We start from the raw sequence: 17,972 nt of genomic DNA on the forward strand, positions 1-17,972 counted from the left end.
CCCCCCCCCCCCCCCCCCCCCCCCCCCCCCCCCCCCCGCGCCCGCCGCCGCCCCAGTCGGGCACCGGCCGGGCGCGCCTTCCGCGGCCGCCGTCGTCGTCCCCGTCCGGTACCCAGCTGACGGCCATGGCCCCGCCGATGACGCCCAGCAGGAAGCCGAGCAGGAAACCGCCGAAGTTGGACAGCACCAGCGAGGCGACGGAGAAGACCAGGGTCGCGATGCCGGCGAAGGCGCGGTAGTGCGGGGCGAGCCACAGGGTGAGGCCCAGGACGACCAGGAAGACGCCCATGAGCAGGCCGGAGACACCGGCGATGCCCTCGTGGATCATGAGGGAGAGCGGGGCGAGTGGGATGGAGAGGATCTCCACCCCGGCGAGCAGGGTCCACACGCCGGCCCAGAAGGGACGGCTGCGGCGCCAGGTGCGGAAGCGGGACCGGAGGGCTCCGGCGCGGCTCAGCATGCGGGTCACGGTGGCCTCTCCTAGAAGCAGGAGTGGTCGCCGCGCAGCACCTGCAGATGCAGGTTCGGCAGCCGGAACGTGGCCGCGCTGACCGACCGCGTCTCCTGCCGCAGGTCGCGGACGCGGATGGAGGTCGCCTGCTGGGCGAAGGCCCCGGCCGGGCCCCGGACGCCGGGGACCTGGTCCACCGTCGAGGCGTCCTGGCCGATGTGGATGTCCTCGAAGACGGCGTCGCCCTTGAGGTCGTGGGCGTCGGCGATGAGGCGGTCGGCGCTCGCCGGGTCCGAGGTCAGCCGCAGCGTGACCGGGCCGATGACCGGTGCCGGCTGGACGACGGACTGGCACAGGTCGTGCAGGGTGGCCCGGCGGATGCCGGACAGCGCCTCCGGGTAGACCGCGTCACGGCCCCGGTCGAGGACGCCGAACTGTACGAAGCCGTCGCCCTCCAGGAGGGAGGAGGAGATCTGGAAGCTCTCTCCGGCGACGATGAAGGAGTTGGCCGAGACCCCGAAGGAGGCGGCGAGCGCGCCGGTGGCCAGGCTCGCGACGGCGGCGCCCGCGGCCGCGACGGTCGGCACCATGACGAGGGCGAGCCGCTTCCAGCTGGTTCGGCCGGAGGCGGCGGCCTGGGACGTGGCGGGCCGGGACTCGGTGGGCTCGGTGGTCAGCACACCCCGTCAACCGTGGGAAAGTCTGATCGGTCGCTCGGTAGCGGTCGGTAATCACCCCGACGGCCGTACGCGCTCGCCCATTCGGGTCAGAAGCAGGGGTTGGCGCCCTTCTTGACCGTCATGTGGAGGCCGTTCAGCCGGAAGGTGGCGGCGCTCACGGACTTGGTGGTCTGCCGCAGGTGGTCGATGGTGACGCTCTCGGCCTGCTGGCCCAGGGCGCCGGCCGGGCCCTTGGCCCTGCCCTCGGCGTCCGTCTTCGAGGCGTCCACACCGATCTGGATGTTGTGGAACGTGGCGTCGCCGGCGAGGTCGTCGGTGTCGACGATCAGCTGGTCGGCGTGGACGGGCGTGTCGCCGCCGCCCGCCGTGATCAGCAGGGTGACCTGACCGAGGCCGGGAAGGGAGGCGACCACGGACTGGCACAGGTTGTGGAGCTCGGCGGAGCTGATGGCGGAGACCGCCTGGGGGAAGTCGCCTTCGGCGGTCCGGTCGGCGGTCACGTACTGGGTGAAGCCGGTGCCGGTCAAGCGGTCTGCGGAGATCTTGATGTTCTGGCCGGACAGGGCGGTCATGGCCGGTGAGATCGCGAGGGAGACGGGCACCACCCCGGCCCCCGCGCCGACGGCCACGACGGTGGCGACGGCCAGGGTTGGTATGAGGACGACGGCCGTCCGCGTCCAGCTGGTGCGGCCGGAGGGACGGCAGCTGGAGCGACTCGTACGTCGTATCAGCGGGCTCACACGGACATTGCAACCCCGGCCGGGGAACCGGGCAACCGCAGTCAGCGGTGGCGGCCGCCCCGGGGGTCCCGGTAGGGGGCTGCGGTGGGCGGGTACCACCCCTGCTGCGGCGGCACCTGCTGCCCGCGCGGGCCCCAACGCTGGGGGTGCGCCTCCGGCTGCGAGGGCTGCTGCGGCCACGCCTGCGGGGCCTGGGGCTGGGGCCAGGGCTGCCCGTAAGGCTGCCCGTACGGTTGCGCGTAAGGCTGCCCGTACGGTTGCGCGTAAGGCTGCCCGTACGGCTGGACCTGCGGATACGGCCCGTACGGCGCTCCGGACGGGGGCGCCGCCCAGGGGTACACGGGCGGGAAAGCGGGCCGGATGGCGTGGGCCGCATGGGTGAGCGCGGGCTGGGCGACGGCCTTGCGCTCCCACAGGTGGTGGAGCAGCTCCTGCTCCCGCGCCTGGAAGTCCGCGCCGGCGGCCCCGCGGTTGGCCCGGGCGCGCAGGAAGGCGAGCGAGGTCGCGAAGGACACGTACTCGCGGACGGTGCGCGCGGCGTCCTTGCCCTGCGCGCGGTGGGCGGCGGAGCGGGCGAGGCCGCGGCCCTTCATGGAGCCGATGGCGGCGGGCTCGGGCAGGCTGAGCCAGCCGGCCATGGCGTACAGCGGCAGCTGGGTGCGGATGGTCTTCAGCTCGTTGGAGCGGGACCAGATCGCGAGCCAGACCAGTAGGCCGAAGAGCGGGATCATCAGCGTCGCGTAGACGGCGAGGAAGCCGAGCGGGCTGAACGAGGCGGAGCCGTTCCAGGTGCCGTGCAGGACCATCGCGAGCAGCCAGCCGCCGAGCGGGGCCAGCCAGCGGCGGGCCCGGCCGGGGCGGGAGGTGGCGGCGATGGCGAAGCCGATGCCGGTGAGCGAGGTGAACAGCGGGTGCGCGAAGGGCGTCATCACGATCCGGACGACGAACATCGCGGCGGTCGTGCCCAGGCCGCCGTCGGTCCCGTACGACTGGTCCTCGGCGAAGCCGGAGCCCAGGTAGAGGATGTTCTCGGTGAACGCGAAGCCGGTGGCGGTGAGCCCCGCTATGACGACGCCGTCGACGATCCCGGTGAAGTCGCGGCGGCGGAAGAGGAAGAGCAGCAGGACGGCGGCGCCCTTGGCACTCTCCTCCACGACGGGGGCCACGAAGGTGGCGCCCCAGATGTCGCTCTGGGAATCGCTGGCGGTGAAGGTCGTGGCGAGCAGCTCGGTCGCGTACTCGTTGGCGAGGATGGCCACCAGCGTGGCGGCGCACGCGCCCCACGCGAAGGCGAAGACCGCGTTGCGCAGCGGGGTCGGCTCCACCCGGTCCAGCCACAGGAAGGCCCCACCGAGGAGCGGGACCGGCAGGACCGCCAGGAGGAGACCGACCAGGAAGCCCTCCGTGCCGGTCTGCCGGCGCACCAGCGCCAGGATGATCACCCCGCACAGCGCGAGCACCGAGAAGAGCGCCACCAGCCGGAGCGTCCGGTTCTCCCAGAAGTGCCGGCGCGGCTTGTAGTGCCACTGCCCCGGCGCGGGCAGCGCGAACTGCGGTTGCTGCTGGTGTTCCGGATACTCGGGTACGCCCGGCTGGGCCGCCGGGCTCGGGAGCGGCGAGTCGGACGAATGCGAGTACGAGGACACCCGATGACCTTACGGGGCGGTGGCGGCGTGGCGCGATGGTGTTACGGATTACCGCGCGGCCGAACGTTCACCGGCGCCGGAAGACCAGGTCGTGGACGACGTGGCCCTTGGCGATCCCCTGGCGCTCGAACTTGGTCATCGGGCGGAAGGCCGGGCGCGGCTCGGCGTAGCCGCTCGCGGTGGCGTGGGCGTTGACCAGGGCGGGCTCCGCCGTCAGCACCTCCAGCATCTGCTCGGCGTACGGCTCCCAGTCGGTCGCGCAGTGCACGGTCGCGCCGGGCCGCAGCCGCGAGACGGCGAGGGCCACGAACTCCGGCTGGATCATGCGGCGCTTGTGGTGCCGGGCCTTGGGCCACGGGTCGGGGAAGTAGACCCGCAGGCCGGCCAGCGAGCCCGGGGCGAGCATGTCGCGCAGCAGCACGACGGCGTCGCCGTTGGCGACCCGGACGTTGCGCAGGCCCTCGCGCTCGGCGAGGTGGACGAGGTTGCCCTGGCCGGGGGTGTGCACGTCCGCGGCGAGGATGCCGGTGCCGGGGTCGGCGGCGGCCATCGCGGCGGTGGCGTCGCCCATGCCGAAGCCGATCTCCAGGACCACCGGGCGGTCCGGGGCGAGGTCCGCGTCGGCGAAGAGCTTGTCCAGGTCCAGCGGCGTGCCGTCGATGTCGACGCCCCAGTCCGCCCAGCGCCGCTCCAGCGCCGCCCGCTGGCCGTGGGTGACCCGGCCGCGGCGGGGGTGGAAGGTGCGGATGCGCTGCTCGGTGTGCGCGTTCGGATGAGGGTGGGAGGCGGGGCCGCCCGGGAAGTGGGGGGTGCGGGGCTTCGACATGATGCGTCGATTTTACGTACGCTCCAGCACCGTCAGTGCCCTGCGGGCGATCTCCCGGCCGATCGGCAGCGAGGCCGTCGCGGCGGGCGAGGGGGCGTTGAGCACGTGGACGAAGGGCCCGTCGCCCGTGATGAGGAAGTCGTCGACGAGCGTCCCGTCACGCAGCACGGCCTGCGCCCGCACCCCGGCCCCGGCCGGGACCAGGTCGTCGGCGGTCACCTCGGGCAGCAGCCGCCGCACGGACTCCACGAAGGCCCGCTTCGACAGCGACCGGCGGATCTCGCCGGCCTCGTAGCGCCAGTGGCGGTGGGCGATCCGCCAGGTGCCGGGGAACGCGGCGGTCTCGAGGAGGTCGCGGGGGCGCACGGTGCGTCGCCGGTAGCCCTCGCGGGCGAGCGCCGGGACGGCGTTCGGCCCGAGGTGCACGGAGCCGTCGACGCCGCGGGTCAGGTGCACGCCGAGGAAGGGGAAGGCGGGGTCCGGTACGGGGTAGACCAGGCCGCGGACGAGGCCGGCGCGGGCGGGGTGCAGCTCGTAGTACTCACCGCGGAACGGCACGATGCGCACGCCCGCGGCGCCTTTCCGGGTGGGGCCGGTGGCGCCGGCCATGCGGGCGATGCGGTCGCAGTGCAGGCCCGCGCAGTTCACCAGCGCCCTGGCCCGGACCGGCGGGCCGCTGCGGGGCTCGACGATCACGGTCCGCCCGTCGCGGTGGAGCGCGCGCACCTCCGCGCCGTACGTGATGCGGGCCTCGCCGCGTCCGCCCTCCGTGGTGAGGCGGGCCATGGCCGCGGCGACCGCGGTGAAGTCGCAGACCCCGGTCGTGCCGACGTGGATCGCCGCCAGACCGCGTACGTGCGGCTCCCGCTCGGCGATCTGGGCCGGGCCCAGCTCCCGTACGGGGATGTCGTTGTGCCGCCCCCGCTGGACGAGGGCGTGCAGCCGGGGCAGCTCCTCCCGTTCGGTGGCGACGATCAGCTTGCCCGTCACGTCGTGCGGGATGTCGTTGCCGGCGCAGAACTTCACCATCTCGGCGGCGCCCTGCGTCGCGTACCGCGCCTTGAGGGAGCCCGGGCGGTAGTAGATGCCGCTGTGGATCACGCCGCTGTTGTGGCCGGTCTGGTGGTGTGCGGGGCCGTCCTCCTTGTCCAGGACCAGGACGGAGGTGCCGGGGGAGGTGCGTGTGATCGCGTACGCGGTCGCGAGGCCGACGATGCCGGCGCCGACGACGACGACGTCCGCTGCCTCCATCAGTCTCCTAGCGAGGGGACCACCGGTTCCCGCCGGTGGGGGAATCGCTTCCCTGGCCTGTGGTGCCTTGTGTCCGTCCCGCAAGGGACCGGTCCGGGCTGGACCGCAACCCTCGGCTCGGAAGCCGCCCTTCAGGTGGGGAGCGGAGTCACATGCCCGATCACCCCTGTGGTGACCCACGTGAAGGCCGGGTAAACCTGCGAGGCGTGTCGCCATCCGGGCCCGAACCGAAGGACGATGCCCGACGTCCCACGGCTTCCCCGGGTCCGCGGCCCGGGGGAGCCGCTCGGGGAGCCGGTGGCCAGGCGTATGCCCTCCCAGCGGCGGCGTGGCCGCCGTCGCGGCGGCCAGGGCCTTCGCCTTCACCCGGCGCCGTTTCCTCGGTCCGCCTGCCCGCGGTCCCGTCGGCCTTGGCCGCACGCGGCGCCGGCCACGTCACCGCACGCGTCACAGTCGGGGCGCCGCGCTCCGTGCGGCCCGGCGGGCCAGTTGGGCGTGTGCTCCGGGAGCTTGGCAGGAGGAGCCATCGGGTGGCAGCAACATCACTGCCCGGGGGACGAGTTGCCTGCCGCCTTCGGGACCCGGTACGGGGGCGGCGCGGGGCGTGTGGGACTCTGACGCCTGCATTGCCCTTGCCCATCCGGTCGCCAGGTGCCGTAGCGCCTGGCGCGGAGGCTTGACCGCGTGGCGGCCGCACCGCCGCCACGCCATTGACCCAGGACATTGACAGAGAGGACCAGATGCCCCCTGCATGGCGTCTAGCCGTCATACCCGCCGCAGCGCTCACCGCGCTCGGCGCCGCGGCCCCGCAGGCCGCCGCTGTCACAGCCACCAACAGCACCAGCGTCACCTGGCACCTGTCCTACCAGTCCAACGCCGGCGGTTACCTCAAGGCCACCGGCACCGCCAACGGCCCGGTTGGCCGGGCCGTGAGCTTCCAGCGGTACTACTCGGGCGCGTGGCACACCCTGAAGTCGGGAACCACCACCTCGACGCACACCTTCTCCATCAAGACGTACAGCAACAGCGCGGCCACGTACACGCTGCGCGTGTACGTCCCGGCCTCGGGCAGCTACAAGTCCAAGACGGGTGTGAGCACCAGCGTCACGACCCACCTGAACAGCACCGGCGCCCAGCTGTCGGTGCCGGGCACCATCACCTGGGGTCGCACCGCGACGCTCAAGTTCACGGGGACGACCTTCGACTCCACGCGCACGGTCTACCTGCAGAAGCTGAGCAGCGGCAGCTGGACGAACATCACGTCCAAGGCGGTGACCGCCTCTCCGGCAGGCACCTGCATCAGCGGCTCAACGGTCAAGAACCTGTGCACCACGTTCAGTTGGAAAGCACCCTCGTGGGGCTCCACCACGCTGCGCGCGGTGGTCGGGAAGACCGCGCTGTCCTCGGCCGGGGTCTCCGCCGAGCACCGGAACACGGTCGTGCTGGCCTCCCCGTCGGTGGTCACCGGCGAGGCGTTCGACACCGCGAGCGCGCCGAGCCTGACCACCATGAACGCCTGGTGGGGCACCTCGCCGTACAAGGCCGTCGGCGTGTACATCGGCGGCGTCAACCGGTTCGACACCACCCAGGCCAACCTGACCCCCAGCTGGGTGACCAGCGTCTCCAAGACCGGCTGGAAGCTGATCCCGACCTACCTGGGTTCACAGCCGTACTGCACCACCAACACGGCCAAGAAGGTCCGGTTCGACGCGACCACGGCCAAGGACCAGGGCTCCGCTGACGGTGCCGACGCGGCGAACGCCGCCGCGGCTCTCGGCATCCGCCCCGGCAGCCCGATCTATGTGGACATCGAGGCCTACAAGGCCGGCGACGCCACCTGCAGTCAGGCGGTGCTCACCTACGTCCGGTACTGGGACCTGGCGGTGCACAAGCGAGGCTACTGGGCCGGTTTCTACAGCAGCGGCGGCTCCGGCGTCGCGGACATGGCCAAGGCGGCGAGCGCTTCCCCGCCGGCCACCAGCCTGCCCGACGTGATGTGGTACGCGGACTGGAACCACAAGGACGACACCGTCTCCACCAGCTTCGCCTACCTGCCCGGCACGCTGTGGACGGGACACCGGCGCGGCCACCAGTACGAGACCTGCCCCACCACGAACTACTGCACCAGTGAGAAGTGGGGCAGCGACCCGACGGCTCGCAGCCTGGACCACGACGCCTGGGACGCCCCCGTCGCGATCGTCGGCTGAGGCCGACCTCGAGGCCGCACCCGCCGGTCCCCGGTCCGTCCCGCGCCTTCGACGGGAGGGGCCGGGGCCGGAGGGTGCGTTCCGGACGCTGCGGCCCATGTGTGCGCTTGCCCGGGCCCGCTCTTCGTACCGCCCGCACGCACGTACCCGTGCGGTCCGGAATGCCCCGGCACCGGAACCCCGGTCCAGCCCTCCGAGGCTCCCCGGTCCCGGAGGCCCGGGGCACGCCCGTGACAGGGCGCCCGGTCCAGGGCGACCCGTCCGGCCAGGGCCCCGGCTACGCCGGCGCCGCCAACAGCGGCCTGGCCCGTTCGCGCAACTCGGCGACGCGCGGCTCGTTCCCGTACGGCTCCAGCCGGTGCAGAAGGTCCCGCACGTACTCCGTCGTCCGGGCCGACGAGATCCGCCCGGCCACCTCGACCGCCTTGACCCCGGCCGCACAGGCCGCGTCCAGGTTGCCGGACTCGAGTTCCGCGACGGCCGAGACGACGAGCCGCAGCCCGTGCGACCGCACGAACTCCTCCGTGGGCCGGGCGAGCGCCGTCTCCGTGAAGCGGCGCACCTGCCCGGGCACGCGCAGGTCGCGGTAGCACTCGGCGGCGTCCGCGGCGAGCCGGTCGTAGGAGTAGAAGCCGAGCCAGGGCGGGTCCGCGTCCCCGTCGCGGGCGCGGTCGAGCCAGGACTCGGCGGCGGCCAGGGCCGTGGCGCAGGCGGCGCTCTCGCCGGCCTTGGCGTGGGCGCGGGCCTCGACGAGGTGGAAGAAGGACATCGTGCGCGCCGTGGCGAGGCCGCGGTTGCGTTCGAGGGCGGCCTGGGCCAGGTCCACGCCTTCGTCGGCGAAGCCGCGGTACGTGGCCTGGAGCGACATCGACGCCAGCACGTAGCCCCCGAGGGGGACGTCGGCCGCGGCGCGCGCGAGCCGCAGGGCCTGGATGTAGTACCGCTGGGCGGCCTCCTGCTGGCCGGTGTCGAAGGCCATCCACCCGGCGAGCCGCGTGAGTTCCGCGGTGGCGCCGAAGAGGGAGCGGCCGACCTCGTCGCTGTACGAGCCGAGCAGCAGCGGGGCCGCCTCGACCCGCAGGCACTCGGGCACCATGCCCGAACGCCAGTCGCCGCCGCCGTACTTGGAGTCCCAGCGCCGGGCGTCCTCCGCGGCCTCGCGGAGCTTGGCGACGTCGGAGTGGCCGACGTGATGCGTGCCCGGGGCGGGGTCCTCGCGGGCGACGCGGGCGTCGGCCGGGGTTATCAGCCAGCGGGAGGCCGGCGTGACGTAGGCGCTGACCGCGAAGGAGCCGGCGAGGCTCTGCCAGATGCCGCCGCCGCCCGGGCCCCGGCGGCCGGGGTCGAGCTTCCACAGGTCGGTGGCGGACTTCACGGCCTCCCCGACGTCGCGGGGGAAGGCGAGGCCCACCTCCGGCGCGGGGTCGGCGTCGGCGAGGCCGATCTCGTGCAGCGGCACGGGACGGCCGAGCTTGCTTCCGATGGCCGCCGCGATGAGGTGCGGGGCGGCGCCCTGCGGCACCATGCCCTTGGTGACCCAGCGGGCGACGGAGGTCTTGTCGTACCGCAGGGTCAGACCGCGCTGGGCGCCGAGGTCGTTGACCCTGCGGGCGAGTCCCGCGTTGCTGATGCCGGCCAGGGCGAGAAGGGTGCCGAGTTTCTCGTTGGGCCCTCGGGGTTCTTTGGTCATGACCACTACCACCTCTCGCCGTAAGCGCGAGGGCCGCGTACGCCTGCCACGCCTGTCACACCCTCTCGACGCACCACAACGGCTGGCCCGGCGCCTCTTGTGGAGGTGTGCCGGGGCCGCCGCCGCCCGTCACCGGGCATGCGCCGGACCCCGAGCTGCCGGGACCATCGCTTCTCGGGTGAACCCAGCGTAGTTCGCCGTATCCCGCCCGTTAAGAGCTGTTGTCCCGGATGGCGAGATTCCTGCCCTGAATGCGGTCTGGCGACTCCTGCTGGTGGCGCGTGCTACCGGCGTATGCGGCCGTGCGCCCATCCGCGCGCTCTGTGCCGGTTCGGGCGGTAGCGGTTCCATGGTGGTGTGGGTTGACCCGCGGCTCTCATGTGCGGCTATGGGGGGTAGTGGCGGGTCAGGGGGCTCCGTCACCACAATCCCCGCGGGTGGCGGACCGGTCCGGGAGGTGCGCCACGCCTCCCGGACCGCGACCCCCACACGTAGCACAACGGACGAATGCGGGCTCCCCGGACATTGACCGGAAAATGACGTTTGAAATCCGGTGGCCCCTTCCAAGTGACCATTATCGGTGGGGAGTTGGGTCGAACCGGCCCACGCCGGACCGCGCGTGACGCGCCGTCCGGCGCTCAACCATGTCCTCATGCGCCTCTTTGTGCGCCGCTCCGTGGCAGCATGTTCATCGGACGGGGCGGCAGTTCGGCCTGCCGCGGGGCCGGTTGGCCACGGTGGCCCACGTAATCCACGACCTGTGGAGGCGGCGATGCGGTGGTTGGTGGGGTGGAGCAGCGCTGCCGTGGGACAGGTTCCCGGCGTGCGCCCCGACCGCACCCTGCAGCCCGTCGGCGCGCAACTGCTGTGGAGCGACCCCGATCCGCTGTGGATGGTGGGCGACTGGCGCCCCGACGAGGTGCGGATCGTCCACGCCGAGAACGGTTCCGTGGCGCGGCTGGCCGTGCTGGGCCGCTGCGCTGCCTCGGACACCGACCTGCGGGTGGGGCTGTTCGCGGCGCGCGGCGGGGCGCTGCGCCATCTGACGGCCTGGGCCGGGAGCTACACCTGCGTCCTGCAGATCGGCCGCCGCATCACGGTGCTGGGCGATCTCGCGGGTGCCCGGCCGGTGTTCCACACCCAGTGGGCGCGCGGCACGGCGTACGGCACGGCCGCGCTGCCGCTGGCCGATCTCACCGAGGCCGCCCTGGACGTGACCTACCTGGCGGCGCTGCTGGCCTGCCCCGACTCCCCCGAGGCGCTCGGCGAGGGCACCCCGTACGCCGGGGTGCGCCGGGTGCCGCCCGGGCACGCGCTGATCATGCGTGACGGCGTGCCCGAGGTCAGCGGTTACGAGCCCACCGCCTCGCTGGCCGTCGCCGGCACCCCGGCCGCCTCCACCGACCCGGACCGGGCGGTCGCCGGCATAGGCGACGCGCTGGTGGACGCCGTCCGTACGCGGCTCGCGCAGCCCCGCTTCGTACCGGACCCCGGCGAGGACCCGGCGCCGGGCATCGGCGCCGACCTGTCCGGGGGCAGTGCCTCCTCCACGCTCGCCCTGCTCGCCGCCGGCCTGCCGGGGATGCCGGGCACACCGCTCGGGCACGGCTCCGCGGCGGGGCAGCGCCTGCTGGCGGTGACCTTCAACGACCTCGCCACGGGCGGTGTCCAGGCGCGCGAGGCGGAACTGGAGCGCGCCCGCAGCATGGCCGCCGACCCCCGGCTGCACCACGTCGTCGTACCGGGCGGGCCGGAGGCCCTGCCGTACGCCGACCTCCTGGACAGCGGGCCGCTCACCGACGAGCCGGGCCCCTCGCTGGTCACCGCCGAACGGCACCGGCGGCGCCTGGCGGCCGGCGGCGCCGACCACTTCGTGGGGCACGGCGCACGGCAGGTGCTGGACGCCCATCCGGCGCGGCTGGCGGACCTGTTGATGGACCGGCGGCGGCGTGGCCTGCTGCGTCCCGTCACCGCCCTGGCTCGGGCGGAAGGGCCGTCGGGCCGCTCGGTGTTCGTGCCCTTCACGGTGTACCGGGCGGCGCGGCGGCTGGCGCGCACCAGTTACCGGCAGGGTGTGGAGGACGCCGCGGCACGGCTGCTGGCCCGGCGCTTCGAGGAGCACGGCGACGCGCTGGCCGCCTCTCTGGCGGCCCTCGCGTGGTGCCGACCCGGTCCCGCCGCGCGCTGGCTGACCGGCGAGGCGCTGGCCGAGGTTTCGGTTCGCCTGCAGGACGCGGCGGCCCGGCCGGGCACGACGGTGGAGCGCCCCGGAGAGCGCCGGGCGCGCGCCGCGCTCGCCCGGCACGCCGCCGACCACCGGGTCTTCGAGCAGGCCGCCGAGGTGCGCAGCCAGCGCCTGCACGCCCCCTTCCTGGACAACCAGGTGGTGCGGGCCTGCCGCGCGCTGCCCGAGACGCTGCGCGTCCAGCCGGGGGCCCGCGCCACGATCCTGCGTTCCGTCCTGGCGGGCGCGGGCATCCGCGAACTGCCCCCCGGCTGGGGCGCCAACTCCCATGTCTCCACGGCCGTCGCGGTCCGTGCGGGCCTGCGGGCGGCCGTCGACGACCTGCTCGACCTCTTCGAGGCCCCGCTGCTCGCGGACGCCGGGCTCGTCGAGGCCCGGGTCGTACGGGTCGCCCTCCGCGCGGCGGCGGACGGCGACCCGGTGCCCGTCGACGGGCTCACCGACCTGGTCGCCACGGAGGTGTGGCTGCGCCGGCTGCTGGCGCGGCGCGGCTCCTGCTGGACCGGCACGGAGGTGCCGGAACAGCGCGCCGTCGCCGGCGGGGTGCGGCGGCTGTCGCTGTAGGAGGCCAACGGCCGTGCGATTACGGTCATTTGGTGGGGCGTGCGCCCCACGAGTGTGCCGCCCAGGGGGATATGGAGGACGTTGCTCCACATATGTCCCCGGCTGGAAACGGACCCCGGCGCAGCCCTTCGCGCGGGTCTCCGGGACACTCGGAGCATGCGCATCCGTACCACGGCGGCGGCCCTCGCCGCCGCTGCCGTCGCCGCGGCCCTCCTGGGCCTGGCCGCGCACGCCTCCGGCGCGCCCGCCGACCGGCCCGGGCTCCGCCTCTACGACGAGACGCTGGGCAGGACGCGCGAAGCCGGCGCAACGGTGTGCACCTTCTTCTTCAGGGCCGAGGGCTTCGGCCCCGACCAGCCGGTCAACTGGACGGTCTCGTACGCCCGCGGCGAGGACGCGGTCGTCGGCACACTCGTCACCGGCGCCCAGGGCACCGGGAGCACCGACCGCGTCGTGCTCGCCGACGGTGCCTACCGGTTCCGGTGGGCCGGTTCCGACGCGAAGCCGCAGGGTTTCACCGTGGCCTGCCCGGACGGGACGGCGACGCCGACGCCGACGCCGCATCCGGGCACCCCGTCCGCGGGCGCCGTGCCCGGAGTGACGGCGGCGGCGTCCACCGGCCCGGGCACGGGCCTCCCCGGGACGGGGCTCACCTCCGCGACGACCTCCACCGGCCCCTCCACCGGCCCCTCCGACGTCACCGCGGGCGTGGCCGCCGCCCTGGCCGCGCTGGGCATCGCCTCGGTCACGGCGTTCGTCATGCTCTGCCGCAAGCCGGCTCCCCGCCGGCACCGCCGCGTCTCCGGGTGACCGGCCGCGCCCGGACGCCGTGTGCGGGTCGTTCGCGCCTGCGGCGGGCGTCCGCCCACCCCCTCGGCGCTCGCGGTTCACCCCCACATCATTGGGCGCCGGGTCCGCCGCTCGTCCCCTGCGGGGGCACCCCGCCACACCCCCTCCGGTCGTGTGGGCGCCTGGCGGCCGGAGGGGGGTTCAGAGAGGCACTTGCGGCAGCCCCGGACCGCCTTCTCACCCCCCACCGGCCGTTGGTCGCCGGCGATACGGAGGGGGCGGGGTCGTAGGGGTGGGTGTTCTGGACGCTGACGCATATGTGTTGTGCGGCACCCGGGGTCCGACCTGCACCGCCCGCCATGCACATAAATATGCGGTCCAGAATGCCCAGCCCCGGAGGCCCCGTCCCCGGCCCACCACGCACCCCGCGCAGGCGGCAACCAACCGCGCCGGATGGGAGTCCCCCCGGCCGAAGGCTGGGGGAGGGCGGGGGATGCCCGCCGCAGGCGCACACAACCCACACACGACAACCGGCCGCAACAACGACGCACCCCCGCCCCGCCCCGCAGGGCCCCGTGTCGGTGGCGTGCCCGACAATGGTGGGGCCGGGGAAGACACGGGCAGAGGGCAGCACAGGACGGGCGGACGCGATGGCGGTATGGGACGACCTGGTCGGCCAGGACCGGGTGACGGAGCAGTTGGCCGCCGCCGCGCGGGACGCGGACGCCTTCGTGACGGCGGTGGCCGCGGGCACCGCGCTCCCGGCGGCGTCGAAGATGACGCACGCCTGGCTGTTCACCGGCCCGCCCGGCGCGGGCCGTGACACGGCCGCCCGCGCCTTCGCCGCCGCGCTGCAGTGCGTGAGCCCGGACCGGGCCCTGGGCGGTGCGCCGGGCTGCGGCTTCTGCGACGGCTGCCACACGACCCTGGTCGGTACGCACGCCGACGTCGAGGTGGTTCGCACCGACCTGCTCTCCATCGGCGTCAAGGACACCCGCGACCTCGTCCGCCGCTCCACGCTGTCGCCCGCGTCCGGACGCTGGCAGGTGATCGTGCTGGAGGACGCGGACCGCCTCACCGAGGGCGCCGGCAACGTACTGCTCAAGGCCGTCGAGGAGCCCGCGCCCCGGACGGTGTGGCTGCTGTGCGCGCCCTCCGTCGAGGACGTGCTGCCGACGATCCGCTCGCGCTGCCGGCACCTGGTGCTGCGTACCCCGCCCGTGGACGCCGTCGCCGACGTGCTGATCCGGCGCGACGGCATCGACCCCGTGATCGCCGAGGCCGCCGCGCGGGCCACGCAGGGGCACATCGACCGCGCCCGCCGGCTCGCCACCGACGAGGGGGCGCGCAGCCGCCGCGCGGCCGTGCTGAGGCTGCCGCTGCGCGTGGACGACGTCGGGGGCTGCCTGAAGGCCGCGCAGGAGCTGGTGGACGCGGCGACGGAGGACGCCAAGCAGGTCTCCGAGGAGACGGACGCCAAGGAGACCGAGGAGCTGCGCGCGGCGCTCGGCGCGTCCGCGGGGGCGGGCAGCCGCATGCCGCGCGGCACGGCGGGCGTGATGAAGGAGCTCGCGGACCGGCAGAAGCGCCGGTCCACCCGTACCCAGCGCGACACCCTCGACCTGGCCCTGACCGACCTGGCGGGCTTCTACCGGGACGTGCTGGCCGTGCAGGTGGGCACGTCCGTCGCGATCGCGAACGTCGAGGCGCGGGACGCCGTGGAGCGGATCGCGGCGGCCTCGCGGCCGGAGAACACCCTGCGCCGCATCGAGGCCGTGCTCGCCTGCCGTGAGGCCCTGGACAGGAACGTCGCGCCGCTGCTGGCCGTCGAGGCGATGACGCTGGCGCTGCGCGCGGGCTGACCGCCGGCGCGGGAACCAGCTGCCCGGAGCGCCCCGCGCCCTTGATCATCCGGCGGACGGGTGATCGTTTGTGGTGCCCGCGCGTCGCCGCTCCCCGGTGTGCCCGGCCTTGCCGCAGGCTGCTGTGCGGTGCCCCCGGCCGCTGTCCCCGCGGGGGTGATCCCAGCGCACGGGATGCGCTCCCCCCTGCCTTTGGCGCGGGTGCCCCCACCCGTGCCCGCACCGTGGGGACGTCCCGAGGTGGTGCCGCACGTGCCCGAGGTGGCCGAGGTCGTCGTTCTGTACGCGCTGCTGACTGCGGCCGGAGCCGTCGCGGTGGCGCTCGCCCGCTCGGCGCTGCGGCACTGGTGGGAGCAGCGCGCCGGCCGCGCGTACGAACTGCCCGTCGAGCGCACCGGCACGGTGCTGCGCGGTGCCGGGTCCGCACTGGCCGCCGCGGTGGCGATCACGCTGGGCGTCTGCTCGCCGTCCGGCCCGCGGGACCCGTCGCCCTCGCCGCCGCGCCCGGTCACCGCCGCCGCGCCACCGCCGTCCCGGCCGTCGTCCGCGCCACCGCCGCGGCCGGTGCCGTCGGACCCCGTGGACGCCGGGCTGGAACCGCCGCGCACCCTCGGTCACCCGGCCGGCGGTACGCTCCAGGAATTGTCCGACGGCACGCGGGTCTGGCTGCCGCCGCAGTACGACTACCCGGACTCCGCCGGGCTCTACTTCCCTCTGGTCGTGGCCCACATCGACCCCGCCGACCCGGACCTGTTCGCCGGTTTCGCCGCCCAGTCGCTGCGCGGCATCGCCGATCCCTTCGTGGTCGTTCTGCCCGCTCGCTGCGACGCCGGCCCGGGCGCCGGTCTCGCGTCCGTCCCGGCCGAGCTCCCCCGGCTCTACCGCGTCCTGCCCGGCCGCCCCGCACGGGCGCTGCTGGGCGCCGACGGGGACGCGGCCTGCGTCGTACGGCAGCAGCTGACCGACCCACGGGGCTTCGCGACGGCGATCGGCGTCTCGGGCGACTACGAGGGGATCGACCGGTCCGGCCCGCCGCCGTACTTCTCCGCCGACGACGGCTACGCGGGGCGGGACATGCCGCGCCCCGCACTGCTGCTCGCCGTACCCTCCGGAGAGGAGGACGCCCGGCGCTCCGCCCTCGCCCTGCGGGAGCGGGTACGCGGCGTGTCCGCCGGGGTCCGGGTGCTGGACGGCATCGCCCCGCGGCGACGGCTCTTCGCCCTGGTCGCCGGGTACGCGACCGAGAAGCTCGACGGCCCGGACCGCCCCTGACGGCGCGGGCCGGAATCACCCGTACGAGGACTGTGGAGGACGGTTCGCCACCGGCCCCACGGATACGCTCCAGATCACCACCACGAGGAACCGAGGCTCCGATGCACACCCCGCGCCTGCTCCGTACCTCCGGCACCGTCCTCGCCGTCGCCGGGCTGATGCTGTCCGCGTGCACGACCGGCGGCAGCACGCACCGTGCCGTCGCCTCGTCCCCGGCGGGCTCGCTCGGCGGGCCGCCGCCCTCGGGCGCTCCCGCGGACGCCTACGGCAACCTCCGGCCGTACTACGAGCAGCGGCTGTCCTGGCGCGACTGCAAGGACATGCCGGGCATGCAGTGCGCCACCATGCGGGTCCCCCTCGACTACGCGCACCCTTCCACGGCGACCGACCTCAAGCTCGCCGTCACCCGGAAGCGGGCCGCGGACGGCGGCAAGCGGCTCGGCACCCTGCTGGTCAACCCGGGCGGCCCCGGCGGCTCCGCGATCGACTATCTGCAGTACGCGGCCTTCGGCTACCCGTCGGCGGTCACCTCCCGCTACGACATGGCGGCCATCGACCCGCGCGGCGTGGCCCGCAGCGAGCCCGTCGAGTGCCTCAGCAACAGCCAGATGGACGCCTTCACGGCGACCGACGTCACCCCGGACGACGGCGCGGAGGTCAATGCCCTCGTCGCCGCCGACAACAAGTTCGCCGACGGCTGCGAGCAGCGGTCGGCCAAGCTGCTCAAGCACGTCAGCACCGTGGACTCCGCGCGTGACATGGACGTCTTCCGCGCCCTGGTCGGCGACCGCAAGCTCAATTTCGTCGGCAAGTCCTACGGCACCTTCCTGGGCGCCACCTACGCCGAGCTCTTCCCGGACAAGGCAGGCCGGCTCGTCCTCGACGGCGCCGTCGACCCGTCGATCTCCGCCCTCGAAGCGAGCCGCGGCCAGGCCTCCGGCTTCGAGACCGCCTTCGACGCCTTCGCCAGGGACTGCATCACCCACCGCGACTGCCCGCTCGGCACCATGAGCACCGCCGACGCCGGGCACCGCCTCGACGCCTTCTTCAAGCAGCTGGACGCCAAGCCCCTGAACACCGGCAGCCAACGCAAGCTGACCGAGGCGCTCGGCACCACCGGCGTGATCGCGGCGATGTACGACGAGTCGATGTGGCCCACCCTGCGCACCGCCCTCACCAAGGCCAACAAGGGCGACGGGAGCGGTCTGCTCGCACTGTCCGACACGTACTACGAGCGCGACGACCGGGGCCGCTACGACAACCTCATGTACGCCAACGCCGCCGTGAACTGCCTCGACCTGCCGCCGGCCCTGTCCGGTCCGCCGGCCGCCGAGCAGTCCGTCTCCTCGTTCACCGCCGAGTCCCCGCACTTCGGCAAGAATCTCGCCTGGTCGAGCCTGATCTGCGCCTACTGGCCCGTCCCGCCCGCCGGCAAGCCCCACCGCATCGAGGCGGCCGGCGCCGACCCCATCCTCGTCGTCGGCACCACCCGCGACCCGGCCACGCCGTACGCCTGGGCCAAGTCCCTGGCCGGCCAGCTCGATTCCGGCGTCCTCCTCACCTACAACGGCGACGGCCACACGGCGTACGCCCGCGGCAACAACTGCATCGACGCCGCCGTCAACCGCTACCTCCTCGAGGGCACGCCCCCGGCGGACGGCAAGACCTGCTGACCCACGAGGGGCCCCGGCCCGTGCCGGCTCGGCCAGGCCCGTGCCGTCCGGATCCGGACGGCACCCTGGTCAGGGG

General features: G+C 74.3%; 13 protein-coding genes. 6 read left to right on the forward strand and 7 right to left on the reverse strand.

Annotated elements, in window-relative coordinates:
- The 6 genes from ACRWNP_RS02685 to lhgO form a co-directional block, all read right to left on the reverse strand.
- Positions 1-460 (reverse strand): DUF6114 domain-containing protein (locus ACRWNP_RS02685; RefSeq protein ID WP_431959589.1); only part of this gene is annotated, 460 nt, incomplete at its 3' end.
- Between the two features lie 20 nt (positions 461-480).
- A complete protein-coding gene (locus ACRWNP_RS02690) occupies positions 481-1,131 on the reverse strand; it encodes a DUF6230 family protein (RefSeq protein ID WP_431959234.1) in 651 nt (216 codons plus the stop codon).
- A gap of 86 nt (positions 1,132-1,217) precedes the next feature.
- Positions 1,218-1,871: a DUF6230 family protein gene (locus tag ACRWNP_RS02695; protein WP_431959235.1), complete on the reverse strand. Its 654-nt coding sequence runs from the start codon at positions 1,869-1,871 to the stop codon at positions 1,218-1,220.
- Positions 1,872-1,912: 41 nt separating this feature from the next.
- Complete coding sequence (locus tag ACRWNP_RS02700; RefSeq protein WP_431959236.1) at positions 1,913-3,517, reverse strand: PrsW family glutamic-type intramembrane protease; 1,605 nt, start codon at positions 3,515-3,517, stop codon at positions 1,913-1,915.
- Between the two features lie 67 nt (positions 3,518-3,584).
- Complete coding sequence (trmB, locus tag ACRWNP_RS02705) at positions 3,585-4,343, reverse strand: tRNA (guanosine(46)-N7)-methyltransferase TrmB (protein ID WP_431959237.1); 759 nt, start codon at positions 4,341-4,343, stop codon at positions 3,585-3,587.
- 12 nt (positions 4,344-4,355) lie between these two features.
- Positions 4,356-5,594, reverse strand: coding sequence for an L-2-hydroxyglutarate oxidase (lhgO, locus tag ACRWNP_RS02710; RefSeq protein WP_431959239.1), 1,239 nt, complete (start codon positions 5,592-5,594; stop codon positions 4,356-4,358).
- Between the two features lie 740 nt (positions 5,595-6,334).
- On the opposite strand from lhgO, the gene ACRWNP_RS02715 reads away from it, so the two are divergent.
- A complete protein-coding gene (locus ACRWNP_RS02715; RefSeq protein ID WP_431959240.1) occupies positions 6,335-7,801 on the forward strand; it encodes a glycoside hydrolase domain-containing protein in 1,467 nt (488 codons plus the stop codon).
- 277 nt (positions 7,802-8,078) lie between these two features.
- Here the strand turns inward: ACRWNP_RS02715 and ACRWNP_RS02720 are convergent, their stop codons facing one another.
- Positions 8,079-9,491 carry a hypothetical protein gene (locus tag ACRWNP_RS02720; protein WP_018558441.1) on the reverse strand — a complete coding sequence of 471 codons (1,413 nt, stop codon included), beginning with the start codon at positions 9,489-9,491 and terminating at the stop codon, positions 8,079-8,081.
- A 772-nt stretch (positions 9,492-10,263) separates the two neighbouring features.
- Here ACRWNP_RS02720 and ACRWNP_RS02725 point away from each other — a divergent pair.
- The 5 genes from ACRWNP_RS02725 (at position 10,264) to ACRWNP_RS02745 (ending at position 17,896) form a co-directional block, all read left to right on the forward strand.
- Positions 10,264-12,300 carry an asparagine synthase-related protein gene (locus ACRWNP_RS02725; protein WP_431959241.1) on the forward strand — a complete coding sequence of 679 codons (2,037 nt, stop codon included), beginning with the start codon at positions 10,264-10,266 and terminating at the stop codon, positions 12,298-12,300.
- Positions 12,301-12,456: 156 nt separating this feature from the next.
- Complete coding sequence (locus ACRWNP_RS02730) at positions 12,457-13,110, forward strand: hypothetical protein (RefSeq protein WP_431959242.1); 654 nt, start codon at positions 12,457-12,459, stop codon at positions 13,108-13,110.
- Between the two features lie 629 nt (positions 13,111-13,739).
- Complete coding sequence (locus tag ACRWNP_RS02735; protein ID WP_431959243.1) at positions 13,740-14,951, forward strand: DNA polymerase III subunit delta'; 1,212 nt, start codon at positions 13,740-13,742, stop codon at positions 14,949-14,951.
- A 213-nt stretch (positions 14,952-15,164) separates the two neighbouring features.
- Positions 15,165-16,223, forward strand: a complete 1,059-nt coding sequence (locus tag ACRWNP_RS02740) for a hypothetical protein (protein WP_431959244.1) — start codon at positions 15,165-15,167, stop codon at positions 16,221-16,223.
- 101 nt (positions 16,224-16,324) lie between these two features.
- The gene (locus ACRWNP_RS02745; RefSeq protein WP_431959245.1) at positions 16,325-17,896 is read left to right on the forward strand and encodes an alpha/beta hydrolase; all 1,572 of its coding nucleotides are present in this window, start codon (positions 16,325-16,327) and stop codon (positions 17,894-17,896) included.
- Positions 17,897-17,972 lie beyond the last annotated feature (76 nt).

Origin of the sequence: Actinacidiphila sp. bgisy160, assembly GCF_965342435.1 — a bacterium.
In the GTDB taxonomy this organism is placed as follows: domain Bacteria; phylum Actinomycetota; class Actinomycetes; order Streptomycetales; family Streptomycetaceae; genus Actinacidiphila.